Raw genomic sequence first — 19,000 nt, 5'->3', positions numbered from 1 at the left:
ATGTCCGGCACCCGCCTAATTCGGAATCCCATTCCACCTTTGAGAACCGCCTCAGTGAGCCGGCACCATGACGGCGTTCTCGTCCACCTTCGGAATCCCGAAGTGGCCTCCCAGATGCAACAGATCGAGCGGCCGCAGCGTGCAGTCCACGTTGATGACCGTCATGTTTCGATCGCCGCGATTCAGCACCGTCACCCCGTTGATGTTGGCACCGGTAAAGTGCAGCCACAGGTCCGTGATGGTTGTCGCGCCCTTCGCATTTGCGTTGACCAGGTGCTTCCATCCGGCAGCGCGATATTGCCCGTCGATCATAGCCAGCGCACCCGGGTCGTAGCGCGCGTAGTCGTGTGCGTGGAAGGTGCGAACCGAGATGCTGTTGAGGCCGGCCACAACCCGGCGCGTCTCCGCATCCGTGCCCGCGAAGAAGCTGTCGGTCAATCCCAGCAGGTTCCGATCAAACGTAAAGGCTGTCTGCGAGGCGGCGCTGGTCAGCACCGAATCGAACGTGGGTACCCAGCCCGCAGGCGGTGGTGGACCCGGCGGTGGCGGCAAGGGCGCTGCCTGCTGCATGGATCCGTAGGAGCTGCCGTCGTTGCCGTTATAAACATTGCCGTTCTGGGGAGGTCCGGACTGGATCTGCGGGGGCGCGGGCTGACCTTGCGGCTGTCCCAGCATCTGGGCGCGTGCCGTCGCCACACCGGATGCAACGAACAATGCAGCGGCGAGGGCAGTACCGAAGCGAGACGAGGCAGGACGAGCGATCCGCATGTGTGGTTGGACACAGAATCCGGGCAATGGTCGCGGTGTGGCAAGCGCTGATTCACGACACAGGAATCCCCAGCGCGCGACAGCAGCAGACACCACGCCGTCACCGTTGGGTCACTGTCAACTGCCGTCGCCTTGCGCTATGATGATGCGCATGAAGCTGCTTCGCCGACGACGCGCCACGCTGCACGACCTGGAAGCCAGGTTGCAGGAGAGCATTGCCCAGATTCCCGCTGCCGTTGAGGCTGCCATACCCGGGAAACGGTACAGCAAGTTGGCCGTGACGGTCGCATGGGTTGCCGGGGGCCTGGGCGTTGTGACGCTGGGGTTGCTGGCCGGTCGTGAGCTGCGCGTCCGCTACAAGTTCAAGCGCCGCACGCCGTACGACTATTACGCGCACGCGGGCGACCAGACACCCGATCTCGAGTTCGGCGTCGGCATCTAACGGCCCGCACGCCATGGATCAAGGCACCCCACCTTCGCACCGCCAAGGTGGGGTTTTCTTCGCCCGCAAAGACATTCGCAACAGCCCCATGAAAAAGGACTTTTAAGCATGAGCAACATCGCATTCCTCTTCCCCGGACAGGGTTCGCAGACCGTCGGCATGGGCCGTGACCTTGCAGAAAAGTTCCCCGTCGCCAAGGCAGTTTTCGAGGAAGCCGATGACGCCCTCGGCTACAGCCTGTCAGCGCTTTGCTTCGACGGTCCGGAAGAGCAGCTGAAGCAGACGGAGTACACCCAGCCCGCGATCCTGACCGTCTCGGTCGCCGCCGCACGCGTGCTGGCCGAACACGGCATCACAGCCTCCTTCGCCGCAGGCCACTCCCTGGGTGAGTACAGCGCGCACGTTGCTGCCGGCACCTTCTCATTCGCCGATGCAGTCCGGACCGTCCGCTCGCGTGGCCAGTTCATGCAGGACGCCGTGCCTGAGGGCAAAGGGGGCATGGCCGCCATCCTCGGGCTGGACGCCGCACGCATCGGCGAACTGTGCCAGCAGGCCAGCGACGAGATGAACTGCATCGTCGCACCCGCCAACCTGAACGCGCCGGAGCAGACCGTCATCAGCGGCGACGCCGTCGCAGTCGCGCGCGCCAGCGAGCTGTGCAAGGAGGCCGGTGCCAAGCGCGCCGTGACACTCGCCGTCTCCGCTCCCTTCCACTGCAAGCTGATGGAGCCCGCCGCAGACAAGCTCGCCAGCGAACTGGAGCGCGTGATCTTTAACGATCCGACGATGCCCGTTGCCAGCAACGTCGACGCACGCTTCGTCTCGCGCAGCACCGAGGTCCGCGACTGCCTGATCCGTCAGGTAACCGGCGCCGTGCGCTGGGTCGAGTGCATTGCCCTGCTGAAAGAAGCGGGCGCAACCACCTTCGTCGAAGTCGGCCCGGGTAAGGTCCTGAGCGGCCTGATGCGCCAGATCGACCGCGCACAGACGATGCTGAACGTGGAAGACGCCGCAAGCCTCGAGAAGACGCTGGCGGCACTGGCCGAATCGAAAACCACCTAGGTCTGCGCTGACAACCGTACCGACGACCGTCTAGCCCGCTTGGACGCCCGGCAACCGCCAGACCGCAATCACAGAGACCGTCTCGACCGCCCGACAGGCTGCATCGCCAGATGGATGGGCAATAGTCGTTCGCGTGGTCTGCCTTCAGCGGACTGAAAGTCCGCGACTTTCCAGCCCGGGGCGCAGCCCTGGTTTTTTGGGTGCGCGCGACCTGGCGGGCTGAAAGACCGCGACAAAATCCCTCACCGAAGGCGAGGGACGCAAGCCTTGCCGATCGTTGTCACAAGCCTGCCGAAGAGCATTCCATGGATGTTTCTCCCTACCTGTTCCGCACGTTGTGATGCGTCGGCGCTTACGGAGCAGGAGCGTAGGTCAGGCGAATCACATCCTCGGTAATTTGCTCCTTCGCCACGAAACGCAGGGACGGCACAGGACCCGAGAAGAAGGGCTTCCCACTGCCAAGCACTACGGGGTGCAGGTAGAGTCGATATTCATCAATGAGACCTAGACCGGTAAGGGCCCCAGCCAGGTCAGGTCCGCCGACCTCAATGTCCCCAACGAGCTGTGACCTCAGTCCTCGTATCAGCACTTCGATGTTACTGGTGACAAGCGTCGCATGTGGCCCGACAGACTCCAGCGATCGTGACACAACCCACTTGGGCTGACTGCGCCATACGGCCGCATATTCCCGTTCGTCCGCGCCCCAATCCGATTGATCTTCATCCCAATAACGCATGGCCTGATACAGGCGGCGACCATATACCATCCCCGAAAGTCCGCGCACATCCTCGATGAAGTGACGAAAAAGCGCAGGACGAGGTGCAAATCTGTCATGGTCGACATAGCCATCCAGCGACTGATTCAAGGCATAGATGAGTTTCGCCAGGTTACGACCCTCCAAGCCAGATAGAACTTCCGAGGCAAGGCTAATGAAAAGGTGAACCCGCCGCAACATCTCGACCGACTAATTCGGTCGATGGGATGTGGATGAGACTGCCCGGCACGGTAGCACAACCGCTTACTACCGCACCGGGCCACGTTAACTATTACACCGGCTTATTGCGCGCTACCCACAACAAGCTTCCAGCTCTCTATGGACAACGCGGTGGTTAGTTGGCCGGTCCCGGCCGTGAAGCCATAAAAGGCTGTGCTCCCGCCAAGCATCGCTGGCAGATTGACCACCTTGGACCAGGTCGACGTCGCGCCGCTCTGTGGGTCTGTAAGAACGAGCGTGAGGGTTGTGCCGTCGTAGGCGATATCTGCCTTCACATTCACGGCATTGAGGATGTTCACGCTCGTGGGAACCGAATATGTCGGATCCGTTAGCGAAACGCCAGCAGGGTAGAGTCCGGTCGTGTTTGCACCTTCCCCATTGTTGTCAAAGAAATCAAACTTCAATGCCACGCTGTTCGGAATGAAGTTGAATCCAAGCTCACCACCGGCGGAACCAATTGCGCTCGCGTCGGAACGCTGCAGCGTAAATGTAAAGCCATCCGCAGGCGCATTCCCTAAGGAGTTGTTGGTGAAGGTGAACGTCGAGTGGAAGCTGGTGATATCGAAAGGACTGGGCGTCCAGGCGGATGCTGCCTTGTACTGAGCCGTAGGCACCGTTTGCACGTTCTGCGTCATGTTGAGCACAGTACCGTCTTGAATATTCGCCGTTCCATTCAGCGAGAGACCAACGTTCTCAAAGCGCGCCGCCGAGTCAATCGAGACTGTTCCTGGCTTGTAAGACCAGTCCAGTATCTGGATCGTTGAACTTAGCGCACCCGTACCTCCCGTAAATCCGACATAGGCAGTATTCGAACCGATTGCTCCTGCGATATCGATCACTTTCCGATAAGTCGCGCTCGCGCCGGTCGATGTGTCGGTAAGCAGCAGGTTCAACGTATAGCCGTCGTACGTCACGTGCGCCAGCATGGTGTGGCCCGCCAGAAGGGACACGTTCGAAGGCAGTACCAGCCCGGGTCCTGTCAGTGAGTTGCCCGCGGTATACACACCCACAGTGTTCGCTCCCTCGCCAGCGTTGCTATACAGATCGAACTTCAGCGCGACGCTGTTGGGTACGAAGTTGTAGCCCAGCTCGCCACCAAACGAGCCCAGGGATGTAGGAACGGAGTTCTGGATGGCGAAGGTAAATCCATCCGCTTCCCCGCCCGTTACCTGGAAATGGAAATCAGAGGTAAAACTGGTTGTCTTTACGGGCGCTGCACTCCAGGCTGAGGCCGCTTCGTACCCGCCACCATCAGTTAGCTGCAGCGCAGTCCCGACCAACTTCGCGGATCCGTTCAGATTCAGCCCAAGGGTCGGTGAGAAGCCTGTACCAGCGTCCACACCGCCACCACCCGGAGTCACCGCACCACTGATGGTGACTGGTGCGGATTGAACGGCCGGGAAATTGCCGCTTCCGCTGTAGACAGCGACGACCTGATGCTGCCCGGAAACCACCACGTTCGATAGGTTGGCGAACGCAGAGGAGCCGGACGTAGACAGATCCACCTCATATCCGGCGACGACGTCCGCAAGGCCATCTCCATTGACATCCACCAGCTTTGTGGCTTCGCCGCCCGTATTAAAGGTGGTCACAGGTGGCCCCACGGTGCCGTCACCCTTCCCGGGGTAAAGAAGGTAGCCGTTTAAGAGAACATCCGGAAAACCGTCGCCGTTCACATCGCCTGTGGCTACGTTATGGCTGTCTGACTGGGAATACGGCGCAGAGAACGAGAACGGGCCAAATGTGCCGTCACCCTTTCCAAGTGCAATCTCAACAAGGGGTCCGCGGAAACCTCCGGTCGGCATGGCCGTGTAGGCAGCCACGATCAAATCGGGGACACCGTCCTGATTCATGTCGTCAACGGCGATGCCGGTGAGTATATTCCCAGGCTGGAACACCATTGCCGGCTGCGTGCTTCCGTCGCCGTTTCCAAGCGCAATTGAGATCTGCCTGATGTTTGTGTTCAGGTTGACCACATCAAGGTTCCCGTCGCCATTTAAATCCACCAGTATCGGAGCACCATAACTACTGAAGTACGCGGATTGTACTGGAGCAGATGAAGCAGCAAGTGTCCCGTCGGCTTCCCCCAAAAACTCATAAGGGATTGGTGAAAAAAGTCCAAGTACGTCTGGGATGCCATCATTGTTTAGATCGCCCGCCGCAACTGAATATCCTGTCACATAGAGGCTACTGTTCTGGGTGTTCGTTGCGGTCAACCGAAATGACCCGGTACCGTCGCCCAGGTAAACCGATCCAGTCGCAGACAAGTTCTTCGGCGCCGGTGGCGACGTAATAGCGAGAAAGTCTGCGAGACCATCGCGGTTGAAGTCTGTCGGCGTTGCCGAATAAGTGTTCACCGGCACGTTGACCAGTGTGAAGGTACCGTCTCCTTTTCCGTAGTAGGTTCCCTGCGGCGTCACAACGTCCACAAAGCCGTCGCCGTTCACGTCCGCGATCGCATTCGGACTATTAATCTGGGCACTCTGTGTGAAGCCTATGGTCGCTCCGCCAGGATTCAGTGCCGCCGTTCCAAGGACGGCGTTGCCGTTGGACGTATCGATGAAGGTCACCGTTCCACCCGGGATGACACCGCCGATCGCCTGCGCCGTCACGGAAAGAGTATTCGAATTGCCGGTCGGCGACGCGGACAGGCTGAGCGTCAGCGGAAACTTGCCAGTGACATCCAACGACTGGATGGCAGAGGTGCTACGTGCATAACTGCCGCTCAATCCCCAGTACATCGCGTGCAGCATGTGCGGCCCGATGCCCAGTCGGGTCTTCAATACCGCAGAACCAATCGGACCGGAGCCGGTCTCAAGGATGCTGGACTGCCCAACTATGCGCTTGCCGTCGTAAAACACGACAGTTCCCCGCGGCACGACTGCGTTATGAGAATCGAAGACCTGAACTGTCATGGTCTCCATCGTTCCCGCTGGCACGCTGCTCACTGAGGAGAGCGTGAGGCTGGTCGTCGTGGCCTGAATCTGGGCGGAGGCAGCGAGAGGCAAACCGAGGGCAGGAAGTAGAGAAAGCATGGGCTTCAAGCGCATGAGCGCGATGTTACCCGAAAGTGGTATTGCGCGTGGTTAAGATTGCTCGTCGCGCATTGTGCCGAAAATTGATTTGATGTAACTAAATACGGTATTGCTGGAATCCTCTCGCCACAGGCCGCTGTGGAGGTACGCGCAGAATGGAAGACGCTGCGGGCGAAGGTCGCTCTGTGATGTTGTTAAAGTCAACCGGTAACTATGCCGCGAAGCCGCCGTCGATGAGGATGCTCGCGCCGGTGATGTAGGCCGCCTCGGGTCCGGCGAGATAACTTACCAGGCCGGCAATTTCTTCGCCTTTCCCGTAGCGTTTCAGGGCCATCAGTCCCAGCATGGTCTCTGCGAACGGGCCGCTTGCGGGGTTGGCGTCGGTGTCGACCGGGCCCGGCTGGATGTTATTCACGGTGATGTTACGCGGCCCAAGGTCGCGAGCGAGGCCCTTGGTGAAACTGAAGATCGCGCCTTTGGTAAGTGCGTAGACGGAGCCGCCGACGAAGGGCATGCGCTCACTGTTCACGGAGCCGATGTGAAGAATGCGCCCACCGTCTGGCATGTGGTGAACGGCCTCCTGGGTTGCGGTGAAGACACTGTGCACATTGATGGACAGGATGCGCTGGAAGTCGGCTTCTTGGATCTCCGTGATTGAGCCAAGAACAATGATCCCGGCATTGTTGACCAGGATATCGATCTTGCCGAAGTGCTTCGCCGTCTGCCGCACTGCCTCGCGCACAGCCTCTTGATCCGCCGCGTCTGCCTTGATGGCAACAGCCTTACCACCGGCCTTCGCAACCTGATCGACGAGACGATTCGCCTGTTCACTGGATGCGCTGTAGGTGAATGCCACGCTGGCCCCCTCACTCGCCAGCCGCAGTACGATCGCGGCTCCAATCCCTCGGGAGCCACCTGTTACCAAAGCCGCCTTGCCTGTCAGACTTACCATCGATTGCCCCCTCAGGTGCTTGCGTGGAGATGCACCATCCTAGCGCCCCTGACCGCATGATCATTGCAAAATTCGGTAACAACCGCTGGATTTCGTGCCTGGTCGCCTGTTGCCGCGAACGGCTTACGACCTTAGCCGCTGCATTGGAACCGTCTGCGGGCTCACTTGACAGGTGAGGCAGTGAAGTCACCGTCGATCCCGTAGGAGACGACGACGACCTTGCCCGCCAGCTTGCTGTCCGCGTCGAGCTTGCCCGTAAAGGTGAGCGGGGACTGACCACCAGTCGTTCCCCAGGTGTAGACGCCGTCTTTGACGGAGCCTTGCAATTCACCGATTTCTGCGCAGACACCCTTCAGCGTCGCGGCATACTGGGTAATGTTGCAGGAGAACTCTGCGCTGTTGCCAGCGACGTCAATCTGGAGCTTCCACTGCCCGGTGATGGATCGCTCCTGGGCGTTTGCCGGAATGGCGAGTGATGCAAGGATTGCGGTGGCCGCGATGTACCTGGTCATAGATTGGTCCGTTCTGCTTTCTGCGAATCTTCTGCAAAAAAGACGCCACGGTATAGGCAATCGCCGCGTTGCGTGCAAATATATACCAACTGGTAGATATATTCCTATCGGTATATTTGCCACGCAAGTGGAGGAGCTTTGATGACTGTGAATCGCCTTTTTGCCCTGTTGCCCGCTGTTTTGCTTTGCATCCCTGGAACGCTGAAGGCACAAACCGCGCAAGCAATCGAGAATGCTCCGACCGCTGTGGCCGCGCCCGTACCGGGCCTCTGGACCGCGCCCAATGTGGAGCACATCGCCGGCCTGCCCGACATCAAATCGCACAAGAAGGGCACGCTTTCGCTGACTTCCGACGAACTGACATTCACGGCCAAGGACGGGCGCACGGCTATCCCAAGGGGATGGATTACCGCTGCCAGTTCCGGAAACCAGCGGGTGGAAATGTGGGGCATGACGGGACGCATCCTGCGCATGGCGATTCCGGACAATGGCGGCCTCGCGGTGGCAGCGGTTGCTCATCATCGGATCGACATGCTGACCATCGACTACACGGATGCACGCGGAGGGAACCACTCTGCAGTGTTCTTTATGGGCGCAAACCTGGCCGCGGCGGCGCTCCAGAATTTCGCGCTCCAGGCGAAGACGCCGCACGCATCCATGGCGCTCGACTGCCAGAATGCAGCGACGGAACCCCGCAGCATCTTTGTTGCGGAACCGGACTGGAGGGGAGCGCAGGTGCCTGCCGTATATCAGGGTCTGTTGTACGAGCACCTGATCGAACGCTTTCGCAAGTCGAAGAGCCTGAATGCGGTGTACCGCGAAGGCGAGAAGATGCCGGAAGGTCTCTGCCCTCGTTACACTGTGCATCTCTCCATCAGCGGCTTCAAAGAGGGTAGTTCCGTGAAGCGGGCGATGTATGGCCCGGTGGGCATGTTCGTTGGAACGACCCAAATGGTCTTCGACGCGGAATTGAGCGACCGAACCGATAAGGTGAAGATTAAGGAGCAGATCAAGACCACGGTCCGCGGTGAGGGAGAGAGCACCAGCGTGGCGGATCATGTGGCGAAGACGCTTGTGAAGAAGTACGAAAAGGCACTCAAAAAAGTCGATACGGAATCGGCGATGGCATCACAGATTCCGAAGGCTTGAAGAGAGACGAAAGGCTGCGATGAATAAATCTGCCCTGCTGGAACCCGAAGTGAAGGCGCCGGCTAAGCCTGGCCGGCAGGAGCTCCGCATCCGGGAGACCCGCGAGCTTCTGCTGAGCGCGGCGAAGACGATCTTCATTCGTGATGGCTATGAAGGCGCGGATCTGAACGACATTGCGGAACTCGCCGGTCGGACGAAGGGCGCGATCTACGGCCACTTCAAGAGCAAGGAAGACATCTTCCTGGCGTTGATGGTCAAGTACCGTTGTGAGTACCGGGCGAACCTTGCGCAGTTGCTGACAGACGATCCAGAAGAAAACATCGCGGTGATGCGGCGGTTCGTCGTCAGCCTCACGGACGACAGTGCGTGGGCCCTGCTGCAACTGGAATTCAAGATGTTTACCCTGCGGCATCCAGAGACGAAGAAGACGTTTGAAGCGCTTTATCCGCAGGCAAACGCAGAGCGGGAAGAGGCTTACGAGGCAATCTTCGGACCTGCTGGAAAACGCAAGGGCTCAGTGAGCCGGGGGATGGCCTTGCATTCAGTGATTCCTATGCTCTCCGCACTGCTTCTGGAAGCGGAATTCGACCCGGGACTGATGAGTAAATCGGCGATCAAGAAGCTGATTGCCGGTGTGTTCGATTGCATGCTCACGCGCTGAATGCATGACGGGACGCGAAGCCAGCTGGCCGTTTCCACTGATAAGAATTCATCGATGGAAACGGCCAGACGTACAGCGACGGGATGCCAGCCGTTACGCCTGCAGCTTGCTCTTGGTCGTGGTGAAGGCGTAGTCGAGCCATTCGAGAAGGCACTGGATATCCTTCGTCTCGACCGTCGCGCCGCCCCAGATGCGGAGGCCCAGCGGTGCATCGCGATAGGATGCGATGTCGAAGCCTGCACCTGCATCTTCTACCAAGCCGGTCATGGACTTCACGAACGATGCCTGCTTCTTGCTGTCCCACTGCACCACCTCGGCATCCTTAATGACGAGGCAGATCGAGGTGGACGAGCGTGTTGCGGGGTCGGTTGCGAGGAAGTCCGCCCAGTCGCTTGTTGCCTGCCACTCTGAGATTGCCTTCAGGTTCTCCTGCGAGCGTGCGATCAAGCCGCTGAGGCCACCGATGGACTTTGCCCAGCGCAGACCGTCGAGCGCGTCTTCGACTGCCAGCATCGACGGTGTGTTAATCGTCTCGCCGCTGAAGATGCCTTCGATCAGTTCCGTCCCCTTGGCAAGGCGAAAGATCTTGGGCAGCGGCCGCGGTGCCTTGTACGAGGTCAGGCGTTCCACTGCACGAGGGCTGAGAACGATCATGCCGTGCGCGCCTTCGCCTCCCAGCACCTTCTGCCAGGACCACGTGGTGACATCGAGCAGCTTCCACGGAACGTCCATGGCGAAGACGGCGGAGGTTGCGTCGCAGAAGGTCAGGCCTTCGCGCGTTTCAGAGATCCAGTCGCCGTTGGGAATACGAACGCCTGAGGTGGTGCCGTTCCAGGTGAAGACGATATCGCGGGCCGGGTCTACCTGCGCGAGGTCTGGTAACTTGCCGTAGGGCGCTTCGTAGACCTTCACATCGTCCAGCTTGAGCTGCTTTGTGATGTCCGTAACCCACTCCTTGCCGAAGCTCTCCCATGCAAGGACGTCGACGCCGCGTGCGCCGAGCATCGACCACAAAGCCATCTCGATGGCCCCCGTGTCCGAGCCGGGAACAATGCCGATGCGGTAGTCCGAGGGGATCCCGAGGACCTCACGGGACAGCTCGATGACCTCCTGCAGCTTCGCTTTGCCGCCCTTGGAGCGGTGCGAGCGGCCGACGAGCGCGTCGCTCAGAGAAGATAACGACCAGCCTGGCCGTTTTGCGCATGGTCCTGACGAAAAATGCGGATTGATCGGAAGGTTTGCAGGTCGTGTTGCTTGCTCTTTCAAGTCGGTTCATCCCCAAATCTGTCGCGATGAGTCCTTGCGACCTTTCTAGGATAGCTGCTGAAGCCGCCGCGCCGAACGCTACGCGGTCTTCAGCGGACCGGCAGGCCTGTACACCGTGAGAACGATGCCGGAGGGGAAAGCCTTCGAGCTGACGAGCTCGAAAGAGCGCGCTGGCGTGCCCTCAGCGAAGATTCGCTTCCCTGTTCCCAGCAACACGGGATAGACGATCAGGAGAATCTCATCGGCGAGACCGTGTTCGATTAACGTCGACGTCAGCGTAGAACTGCCCGAGAGAAAGAGTTCGCGATCGCCCTGCGACTTGATGCGGCGAACGTCCTCGATGAGATCCGGCCCGAGACCCTGGAATGGGCCCCATGTGAGGCTGTCTGCATGGTGCGTGACGATAAATTTCGTCGCCGCGTTGATGCCGTCCGACAGCGGACTGCTGGGCGCCTTGGGCCAGAAGCCAGACCACATGTCGTAGGTACGACGGCCCAGCAGCAGATCGAAGTCGTTGCCGTACGCGGCGACGATCGCCTCACGACCTGCCTGCGTGCGATAGGGCGCCGTCCAGTCGGTGTAGGGGAAGTTGTCGGCATCGGCAGAATGCTGAATCACACCATCGAGCGAGATGTGTTCCATGATGGTGAGCTTTCTCATCGGCGTCTCCGTGTTCGGGGCGGTGATGGTCGCGCCCGCAGAGTGCGAGCAAACTTCCAGACCGGAATTCTACAGGCCGATGAAACAATAGATCCGATGCCTCACCTGCTTGAAGTCGACAATCTCTCCATCCGCTTTCGCGCGGATGGCCCGGCTGCGGTCGATGGCATTTCGTTCCAGATTGGCGAGGGTGAAGTGCTCGGCCTGGTCGGCGAGTCAGGGTCGGGCAAGTCCGTCACATCGCTCGCGATTCTGCGGCTGCTGGCCCCGGGTTCTGCTGTAAGCGGGGCGATCCGGTTCGCAGGCCATGATCTTTTGCAACTCTCTGAGAACGAGATGCGTGCGCGGCGCGGTCGCGAGATTGCCATGATTTTTCAGGAGCCCATGACGGCGTTGAACCCGTCGATGCGCATCGGCGACCAGATTGGCGAAGCGGTTCGTGTGCACCATCCGGAGATCGCTCGCGCCGAAGTGCGCGAGCGCGTGATCGAAGCCTTGAATGACGTCGCGATGCCGGAGCCGGCGCGGCGTTACGGCGACTATCCGCACCAGTTCAGCGGCGGCCAGAGGCAGCGCATCATGATTGCGATGGCCGTGGTGAACAAGCCGCGTCTGCTCATCGCGGACGAACCTACGACGGCCCTGGACGTCACGGTCCAGGCGCAGATCCTGCGGCTGCTGCGTGATCTGCGCGAGCGGCATGGCCTGAGCATGCTGTTCATTTCGCATGACCTGGCAGTCACGGCGCAGACGGCGGATCGCGTCGCCGTGATGCGGCGAGGTCACATCCTTGAGAGCAACACAGTGGATGAGATCTTTCATCACCCGCAGGACGCCTACACGCGAGCTTTGCTGGCCGCCGTGCCGACCATGACTACGGATCGGTCCAGGCCGTTGGCTACGTTGTAGGGCAGGAATTGGGGAGGGAAACAAGGATCAAGCTCCAGGGACCGCCGCCTTTCCTGTCGTTGTTCCCTGTTCCCTGGCTTGCTTCAGTTAGCATGGGTAGGTTCGCGCGAACGCGCTGACCCCTGTCCCCCAAAATGCGCGCGCTAATTCTTTCCGACATTCACGGCAATCTGGAAGCTCTGCAAGCTGTACTGGCTGAGGCAGCGGGCAGCTATGACACGGTCTGGAACCTGGGCGACGTCGTGGGTTACGGCGCCAGTCCCAACGAGGTTGCCGACCTGGTCTGCCGATTGGCGTCCGTCAATGTGCGTGGCAACCACGACAAGGTCTGCGCTGGCGTGGAGTCGGCCGAAAGCTTTAATCCCTCGGCGCGTGAGGCTGCCATTTGGACGCGCGAACAGCTGCGGCCAGACATCAGGGCATGGCTGTGCACGCTGCCTGCTGGACCGGTCGTACCGCCAATGACGGACGTGGCGCTGGCGCACGGCTCGCCCATCGATGAAGACATCTACATCCAGAACATTCGCGACGCGTGGCTACCGCTGCAAAGCATGCAGCAACGCTGCACCTTCTTCGGGCACACGCATATCCAGGGTGGCTTTGGATGGCAGGACGGCCAGTGGTTTGAGGTGACGCCGAAGCACCCGCGCACGGTAAGTGCCAGCGCGTGGTCGATGCCTCTGGATTCGGGCCGCCGCTATCTGCTGAATCCCGGCTCTGTGGGCCAGCCACGCGATGTCGATCCTCGTGCGGCCTATGCGGTGTATGACACCGAGGCGTCGGTTGTGACTTTCTACCGGGTGCCTTATGACATCGAACTGGCGCAGGGCCGCATCCTGCTGGCCGGTCTACCGGAACGTCTGGCGAAACGGCTGCGCGAAGGAAAGTAGCGCCCCGACGCTAAGACGTCAGGATGGTCATCTTGCCGTCGGGCGTCTTGCGGAAGGCGTGTAACTGGTTCGACTTCTCACCGACATGCCGGACGATGACGGCGTCCTTCGCCATCTCAAGGTGCGTGAAGCCGATGACGCGATCGCCGAAGGGTCCGCGCTTCTCTGGCGGGATTGACCAGTTCACAAGCTCTGCACCGCCACCGCCGCTGACGACAAACGACGTGGGGTGCCCATCAAACTCGATGTGTTGCAGATCATGGTCATGACCCGTGATGTACAGGTCGACCTTGTGCTGGCGAAGCAGTCCGTCCCAGCGCTGGATGAGTGTGCGGTTGTCGCGGTGAACGCCATTGGTGAAGAGCGGATGATGCGCGATGACGGCCACAAACGGCGTGGTGCGAGGCTTTGCAAGTTCATTCGCGAACCATTGATCCTGCGCGTCTGCCTCGCTGTGGCTCATGACATAGCTGCCCATCGAGAAATCCCATTCCTTCGTTCCGGGCAGGTTGCTGTCCAGGCAGATGAAGGTGACGATCGGATCCTTCTCGGGATACTTGAAGGTGTAGCGCCGATCCGGCATCGTCCAGCGCGTCTTCTTCTGCTTCGGATAGTCAAGCTGAATCTGCGCCTTGTCGAAGGTGTGCTTCTCGTAGTCGTGGTTCCCAAGCACAGCGTAGGCGGGTCCCGGAAACAGGTTGGCCGGGTACATGTCTTCGAACTGATCCTTCCAGCGGACATCGTTCACGCCGTCATGCATATGGCCGTACCAGTTGTCTCCCAGCAGGAACATGGCGCCGGGCGCAGTGCGGTTGTTCTGGCCCCACCTTGCCATGGAGGCTGAGACTGCGCGCTGCTGGTCAATGTATTTGTCCGTGCCCCAGTCGCCGATCATGAACATGTGCTGCGATGCGGGATTCGGTGCGACAAAGCCGCCCGCCTGCGCAAGCAGGGCGCCGGGGCGCAGGGCCGCAACGGCCGAAAAAGCAAAACTCTGGCGCAGAAACGACCTGCGCGAAAGATTGGAAATATCCGCCAAGCTGTGACTCCTGTTCCGGCGGAAAACTGCCGTCTTATCAGTGTTCCGCGCAACGCTTAACGCCAGCTTAAGCCGAAGGCCAGTCTGTGCGCGGCGACCACAACGGGTATCTCAGTTTGCGATGCGGCGGAAGCGGCGGCGGGTGCCCGATGGCGCGCATACGCACGGCTAGCGGGCCATGCGGCCTGGGTCTGGCACGAAGTACAGGAAGGCGCCAAGGGCAATCAGTAGTGCGAGGTAGCCCGCGAGCGTGCCCACGCTGTTCTCTTCCGGAGCGTCGTTGGTGAACATGCGCCAACCCATGCCTGCAGCCAGGAAGAGGAAGACACCTTCACGCATCAATCCGAAGAGCACAAGGCAAGACGTCAGAATCAGGCCGCGGCCCAATTTGTTGAGGGCATAGGTAGCCTGCGCTCCGTCGAGCCCGAGGACCGGGATGAGGTTCAGCAGATTGATCCATGCGCCCGTGTAGGCGAGTGCCTGGAAGAGCGGCATGTGCGTCCAGAAGAACAGACCAAGGCACGCGACCGCCGCGCCCAATCCCCACAGCGGGCCAGCCAGCGCAATGGCTGCGAGTTGATCCAGCCGCATACCCTGGTGGAACCAGCGGACGTACGCGCCAAGACCCGGCAGGAACATGGGCAGGTCGGCCTTCAGGCCGCGTCGGCGAATGGCGACGTAGTGCCCCAGCTCGTGGATGAGGATCGAGATCGTGAAGCCCAACGCGAACTTCCATCCAAACAGCGCCCAGTACAGGCCGAAGTAGCCCAGGAAGCCGAGCAGAAACTTCATCTTGAACAAGAGGAAGAGGACACTCTTGAACTTCGCAGCGGCGACAAAGACCGGAAACAAGGGGCCAAGACGCTTCTTCCACTTGGCCTGGCGATCTTCGGCGGCAGCCTGGCGACCAGTGAGTGTCGCCATGTGCGCGCGAATCTGTCCGGCCTGCGCGGCGTCCTGTGGCAACCACTCGAGGGCGCTCTTCCAGAGCTCATGCGCTTCGGCGAACTTGCCTTCGGATTCCGCACTGGCCGCAGCAGCACCAATGCGATTCAGATGTGCCGCATAGACCAGCGTGCCGCAGTCCGGGCAGGCAAGCACACCGTCGGTGATGTAGTGCTGGCAGTTCGGGCAGGAGTAGATCTGCTCTGGCGGAGGAATCGTCTCAGCGGCCGGCAGGATCTCAGGCGAAGCGGGGTTCGAGTTGGTCGCAGATTCCAAAATTATCTCAACGCTGATTTTACGCTTCGCGAGCCGTCACCAAACTGAGTGTTTGTGCCTCGCCTTTGAGAGATGGGATTCGAGAATCCATCCGATGCGTGCAGCAAAGAAAACCCACATCTCAGAATCGAGATGTGGGGCTCCCGTTTGTGTTGGTCAACTTATCGGGCGTTGGCGCAGGCTGGTGTCCAGCAGGATGGCTTCGGGTTCTTGCCGAGGCTTAGCAGGTTAGCCATGATGCGGAAGCTGCCGGGGACGCCTTCGGGCATCTCGCGGAAGAAGGCGTAGGCGAGGTAGACGTAGTAGCCCTTACCGAATTGCGAGTAGATGAGGCCGCCCTTTTGCGGGTCCTGATCGGTGTCGTGGACCTCGGTGAGTGCCGTCCATTGGGGACCGAAGGACTTCGGGAAGCCGTGGCCGCGTTCTTCGACCCAGTTGTCGAAGTCGGGCGGGCCGATGACGTTGGGCCAGGTCATGACCGGATCGTCGTAGTGCAGGATCGTCACCTTCGCGTCTTCCTCGACAACGGTATGCCCCTGGTCGCCCGGCACCGACAGCGGATACGGTGCGTAGTCGTGGTCGTAGACGGCGTCCTGATACTGGCTGATGACGACGCCGCCCGCCTTCACGTAGTCCAGCAGACGGCTATTTGCCGCGCGGATGGCGGGGCGTGCGGTGTAGGTGCGTACGCCGAGGATGATGGCGTCGTAGCTGTTCAGGTCGCCGCGCTGCAGATCCGTGTCGCTCAGCATGACGGGGTCGATGCCGATCTCGTGCAGGCTGTCCGGCACTTCGTCGCCCGAGCCCATGACGTAGCCAACCTTCAGCGCCGGCGCCACCTTGACATCGACGCCGGTGACGCGACTGGTAGAGGGTGCATAACGCGGGTAGGGCCGGATGCCCGGGTAGCCGATGGTGGTGAAGCCCTGCGTGTACTGCTTGCCGTTGTACTCGGCGACGGCGGTCACGCGATACGTCTGCGTCTGCAGGCCGGGCGTCGTAACGCGGAACTTCAGAACGACATCTTCGTTGTCGCGCACGGTCTTGAAGGTGGTGCTGGCGGGTTCGGAGGTCCAGCCTTTGGGCAGCTCAAGTTTCAGCGTCCCAGCGGCCGGGCCTTTCACGCTGCTGTGGACAGTGATCTGCAACGGCAATGCCGTATTGCTGAGGGGGAGGATGCCGCTCGCGGGCGAGACGGTCACCGAGATGGCGGGTGCGACGAGCAGCGGTTCCTGCAGGATGCCAAGGCCGTTATAGCGATGGGGAGTCTGCACGACGCCCGTCAGCGTGGCATGCGTTCCGGCGAAGGTGTAGCTGACCTGTGCCGAGATCGGGTAGGGCTCGGTCGGCATCGTCAGAAAGCGCGGGTCTTTCAGGTCGTAGTAGCTCTGCTCCAGGCTGGGCCGCGAAAAGTAGGGACCAGTCGGCGGGGTGTCTGCGGGTACCGTGGCCGACAGAAACGAGTCGGTCGCGGCGCCCGCAGGCAGCAGGCCAACGGGCGGGATGACTGGAGCCGCGCCCAGACGGCTGCCACGGCCCTCAGCGGTCGACGTTGGTGGCGGAGCCTCGCCACCGGGAGCGCGCGCGGCGGGTGTCTGCGCGGCGGGTGTCTGCGCGGCGGGCTCCGGCACGGGCGAATGCACCTTCCAGTCACCGCCCAGGGACGGCACCAGCGTGATGTTGTCGACAGTCACGGGTGTCAGGCCCTGGTCTGCGATGTGGATGTTCACGCCGAAGTTCTCACCGGCGACAACCGTCTGCGAGATGATGGGCTGCGGCGGCCCGCCCGGCCCCTGCGGCTGCGCGCTGGCGAGGCCGTTCGCCACGGTGGCGATCATATTCATGCCCAGCGACTGTGCCAGCGCCTCGTTGAACTGCCGCTCCTTGGTCTCGAGTTCAAAGATGGCGTTGTAGCGCGCGTCTTCCGGCAGCTTTGCCTTGCGCAGGTCTGCAATGAGGGCCCGCGTCAGGTCGAGGCCCTTCGCGAGAGCTGTCGCGGACTTGGAAGGATCGTTCGCGTCGTAGCGGGCGGTCGCTTCCCTCACCTGCGCGTCGATTGCGCTCAACTGAGTGCGGACGGGAGCCTGCGCGGCGGCGGGCAGGTAGCCGGCAATCGCTGGGAGCGTGGTGTCGATGCCCGTGAAAAAGGTCTCTTCATGCTCCGGTAGTGTTGCTCCACTGACGCGCGAGGCATAGAGGTGATAGCTGGCGTCGGCGCGGCCCGGAGGCGGTGTGGCGACGCCACCATTCTGCGACTTCTGCTGGTTTAATCCTTCGCGCGAGACTTGCGCGTAGCTCTCGCCGAAGAGCGCGTTGTAGGTTCCACCCGGGACGATGACGGTGGCAGGCGGAACGTAATCCATCGTTTCGCCGGTGACATAGTTGCGATAGAGTAGCGGCTCTGTCTTGCCCGTGGCGTAGTCGTAGACAGTCTTCCCCTGCACGCGGCTGAACGGGGCGCGGGCGTAGACCTTCAGCGGCGTCCAGGGCTGCAGGCCTTCCCTGATCTGCTCGGGGAACATCTTCGGGTCGCCCGCGGCGGTGTAAACCTCCTGCGCGGTGACGCCGGCGGTCTGATGATGGCCGTGACCGTCGGACGAGTTGCCGGAAAAGACGCTGGTCAACACCATGGGCCTCGTCTCGCGCACGACGCGGACGGCATCGCCCAGGACGCGTTCGTGGCCCCACTGCCGCAGCGTCTCCTCACGGGTCTTTGAAAAGCCGAAGTCGGCGACGCGCGTGTAGTACAGATTGACGCCGTAGTAGTGGTTGGCAGTCAGGTGCTCCTGCGTCCGCAGGATGCCGAGGCCATCCCAGAACTCGGGCGTCATCACATTTTGGCCACCCTCGCCGCGGTTCAGCGCAAGCAGGGAGACCGTCGCGCCAAGGCCTCGGCTGACGTAGGCGAGCGTCGCTCCGTCTTCGTCGTCTGGATGCGCATTGATCTGCAGCAGCGTGGCGCGCGTACCCAGCTTGCGCAGCGACTGCGCCAGGCCGGCGGCGCCGCGGTCAAAGGGCAGCGGTGTGGCGAAGGCATCCTGCTGGATGTGGAGTTCGTCAGTGTCGCGCTGCGGCGCCGCCTGCGACCACATCAGCGCCGGAGCAGAGAGCACAGCGCACACGGCCAGCGCCGTGTAGATAGGTTGCTGAGAGGTACGCTTCACCGTGTCTCCTGCGGCCAGGACTTGTTCGCCCCGCCGTTTCGTTCTCAATGTCAACTGATACACAGGACTTTAACGTAGCGCATGTCCTTTTGAAAGGTTCTTTAGAAAGCTTTTCGGCAGGCGAGTCGGGCTTGAGCGGATACCTGCTCCGAATGACTTGTCATCCTGAGCGAAGCGCAGCGGAGTCGAACGACCTGCCTTCTGCTCGCGCCGGCAAACTGTGCGGGGGACTTGATGCGAGCATTTGTGCAACCGCTGGCTCAACGCAGGTCCTTC

At 60.9% G+C, this 19,000-nt stretch carries 16 protein-coding genes; 6 read left to right on the top strand and 10 right to left on the bottom strand.

The annotated features are described in order from the left end of the window. Positions 1-51: 51 nt before the first annotated feature. The gene (locus BLW03_RS13710) at positions 52-768 is read right to left on the bottom strand and encodes a hypothetical protein (RefSeq protein ID WP_074654582.1); all 717 of its coding nucleotides are present in this window, start codon (positions 766-768) and stop codon (positions 52-54) included. A 151-nt stretch (positions 769-919) separates the two neighbouring features. On the opposite strand from BLW03_RS13710, the gene BLW03_RS13705 reads away from it, so the two are divergent. Both BLW03_RS13705 and fabD read left to right on the top strand, forming a co-directional pair. Then, on the top strand, positions 920-1,210 hold the full coding sequence (locus tag BLW03_RS13705; RefSeq protein WP_139285206.1) for a hypothetical protein: 291 nt from the start codon (positions 920-922) through the stop codon (positions 1,208-1,210). A 108-nt stretch (positions 1,211-1,318) separates the two neighbouring features. After that, positions 1,319-2,272, top strand: coding sequence for an ACP S-malonyltransferase (gene fabD, locus BLW03_RS13700; protein WP_074654581.1), 954 nt, complete (start codon positions 1,319-1,321; stop codon positions 2,270-2,272). 352 nt (positions 2,273-2,624) lie between these two features. Here fabD and BLW03_RS13695 read toward each other — a convergent pair whose 3' ends face one another. The 4 genes from BLW03_RS13695 to BLW03_RS13680 form a co-directional block, all read right to left on the bottom strand. Continuing rightward, a complete protein-coding gene (locus BLW03_RS13695; RefSeq protein ID WP_348270847.1) occupies positions 2,625-3,173 on the bottom strand; it encodes a dihydrofolate reductase family protein in 549 nt (182 codons plus the stop codon). 155 nt (positions 3,174-3,328) lie between these two features. Further along, the gene (locus BLW03_RS13690; RefSeq protein WP_074654580.1) at positions 3,329-6,316 is read right to left on the bottom strand and encodes an FG-GAP-like repeat-containing protein; all 2,988 of its coding nucleotides are present in this window, start codon (positions 6,314-6,316) and stop codon (positions 3,329-3,331) included. A 196-nt stretch (positions 6,317-6,512) separates the two neighbouring features. Next, positions 6,513-7,253, bottom strand: coding sequence for a 3-oxoacyl-ACP reductase family protein (locus BLW03_RS13685; protein ID WP_074654579.1), 741 nt, complete (start codon positions 7,251-7,253; stop codon positions 6,513-6,515). 161 nt (positions 7,254-7,414) lie between these two features. Beyond that, on the bottom strand, positions 7,415-7,765 hold the full coding sequence (locus BLW03_RS13680; protein WP_074654578.1) for a hypothetical protein: 351 nt from the start codon (positions 7,763-7,765) through the stop codon (positions 7,415-7,417). Between the two features lie 141 nt (positions 7,766-7,906). Between BLW03_RS13680 and BLW03_RS13675 the strand changes: the two genes are divergently transcribed. Together BLW03_RS13675 and BLW03_RS13670 are read left to right on the top strand one after the other, a co-directional pair. Next, positions 7,907-8,914, top strand: a complete 1,008-nt coding sequence (locus tag BLW03_RS13675) for a hypothetical protein (RefSeq protein ID WP_074654577.1) — start codon at positions 7,907-7,909, stop codon at positions 8,912-8,914. A 19-nt stretch (positions 8,915-8,933) separates the two neighbouring features. Next, the gene (locus tag BLW03_RS13670; protein WP_074654576.1) at positions 8,934-9,575 is read left to right on the top strand and encodes a TetR/AcrR family transcriptional regulator; all 642 of its coding nucleotides are present in this window, start codon (positions 8,934-8,936) and stop codon (positions 9,573-9,575) included. Positions 9,576-9,668: 93 nt separating this feature from the next. On the opposite strand, the gene BLW03_RS13665 is transcribed toward BLW03_RS13670, so the two are convergent. Together BLW03_RS13665 and BLW03_RS13660 are read right to left on the bottom strand one after the other, a co-directional pair. After that, positions 9,669-10,841: a phosphoserine transaminase gene (locus BLW03_RS13665; protein ID WP_074654575.1), complete on the bottom strand. Its 1,173-nt coding sequence runs from the start codon at positions 10,839-10,841 to the stop codon at positions 9,669-9,671. A 78-nt stretch (positions 10,842-10,919) separates the two neighbouring features. Continuing rightward, positions 10,920-11,501 (bottom strand): dihydrofolate reductase family protein, encoded by a 582-nt coding sequence (locus BLW03_RS13660; RefSeq protein WP_074654574.1) that lies wholly within the window; start codon positions 11,499-11,501, stop codon positions 10,920-10,922. Between the two features lie 96 nt (positions 11,502-11,597). On the opposite strand from BLW03_RS13660, the gene BLW03_RS13655 reads away from it, so the two are divergent. Then, positions 11,598-12,410 carry an ABC transporter ATP-binding protein gene (locus BLW03_RS13655; RefSeq protein ID WP_074654573.1) on the top strand — a complete coding sequence of 271 codons (813 nt, stop codon included), beginning with the start codon at positions 11,598-11,600 and terminating at the stop codon, positions 12,408-12,410. Positions 12,411-12,544: 134 nt separating this feature from the next. Further along, entirely contained in the window at positions 12,545-13,300 is a 756-nt protein-coding gene (locus BLW03_RS13650) for a metallophosphoesterase family protein (RefSeq protein WP_074654572.1), read from the top strand. Between the two features lie 10 nt (positions 13,301-13,310). Here BLW03_RS13650 and BLW03_RS13645 read toward each other — a convergent pair whose 3' ends face one another. The 3 genes from BLW03_RS13645 to BLW03_RS13635 form a co-directional block, all read right to left on the bottom strand. Then, entirely contained in the window at positions 13,311-14,339 is a 1,029-nt protein-coding gene (locus tag BLW03_RS13645) for a metallophosphoesterase (protein ID WP_244502091.1), read from the bottom strand. Positions 14,340-14,507: 168 nt separating this feature from the next. After that, the gene (locus BLW03_RS13640; RefSeq protein WP_244502090.1) at positions 14,508-15,560 is read right to left on the bottom strand and encodes a site-2 protease family protein; all 1,053 of its coding nucleotides are present in this window, start codon (positions 15,558-15,560) and stop codon (positions 14,508-14,510) included. A 161-nt stretch (positions 15,561-15,721) separates the two neighbouring features. Beyond that, positions 15,722-18,724, bottom strand: coding sequence for a PIG-L family deacetylase (locus BLW03_RS13635; protein ID WP_074654571.1), 3,003 nt, complete (start codon positions 18,722-18,724; stop codon positions 15,722-15,724). Positions 18,725-19,000 lie beyond the last annotated feature (276 nt).

Source organism: Terriglobus roseus, assembly GCF_900105625.1.
Classification (GTDB): Bacteria; Acidobacteriota; Terriglobia; order Terriglobales; family Acidobacteriaceae; genus Terriglobus; species Terriglobus roseus_B.
Note: the sequence above shows the minus strand (reverse complement) of the source record. Positions and strands in the feature narration are given on the sequence as shown.

What these genes read in the sequence shown, in the direction of transcription:
- BLW03_RS13710 (WP_074654582.1), bottom strand. Translation starts at nt 768, where the DNA reads ATGCGGATCGCTCGTCCTGCCTCGTCTCGCTTCGGTACTGCCCTCGCC.
- BLW03_RS13690 (WP_074654580.1), bottom strand. Translation starts at nt 6,316, where the DNA reads ATGCGCTTGAAGCCCATGCTTTCTCTACTTCCTGCCCTCGGTTTGCCT.
- BLW03_RS13705 (WP_139285206.1), top strand. Translation starts at nt 920, where the DNA reads ATGAAGCTGCTTCGCCGACGACGCGCCACGCTGCACGACCTGGAAGCC.
- BLW03_RS13650 (WP_074654572.1), top strand. Translation starts at nt 12,545, where the DNA reads ATGCGCGCGCTAATTCTTTCCGACATTCACGGCAATCTGGAAGCTCTG.
- BLW03_RS13660 (WP_074654574.1), bottom strand. Translation starts at nt 11,501, where the DNA reads ATGAGAAAGCTCACCATCATGGAACACATCTCGCTCGATGGTGTGATT.
- BLW03_RS13680 (WP_074654578.1), bottom strand. Translation starts at nt 7,765, where the DNA reads ATGACCAGGTACATCGCGGCCACCGCAATCCTTGCATCACTCGCCATT.
- BLW03_RS13675 (WP_074654577.1), top strand. Translation starts at nt 7,907, where the DNA reads ATGACTGTGAATCGCCTTTTTGCCCTGTTGCCCGCTGTTTTGCTTTGC.
- BLW03_RS13655 (WP_074654573.1), top strand. Translation starts at nt 11,598, where the DNA reads ATGCCTCACCTGCTTGAAGTCGACAATCTCTCCATCCGCTTTCGCGCG.
- BLW03_RS13670 (WP_074654576.1), top strand. Translation starts at nt 8,934, where the DNA reads ATGAATAAATCTGCCCTGCTGGAACCCGAAGTGAAGGCGCCGGCTAAG.
- BLW03_RS13685 (WP_074654579.1), bottom strand. Translation starts at nt 7,253, where the DNA reads ATGGTAAGTCTGACAGGCAAGGCGGCTTTGGTAACAGGTGGCTCCCGA.
- fabD (WP_074654581.1), top strand. Translation starts at nt 1,319, where the DNA reads ATGAGCAACATCGCATTCCTCTTCCCCGGACAGGGTTCGCAGACCGTC.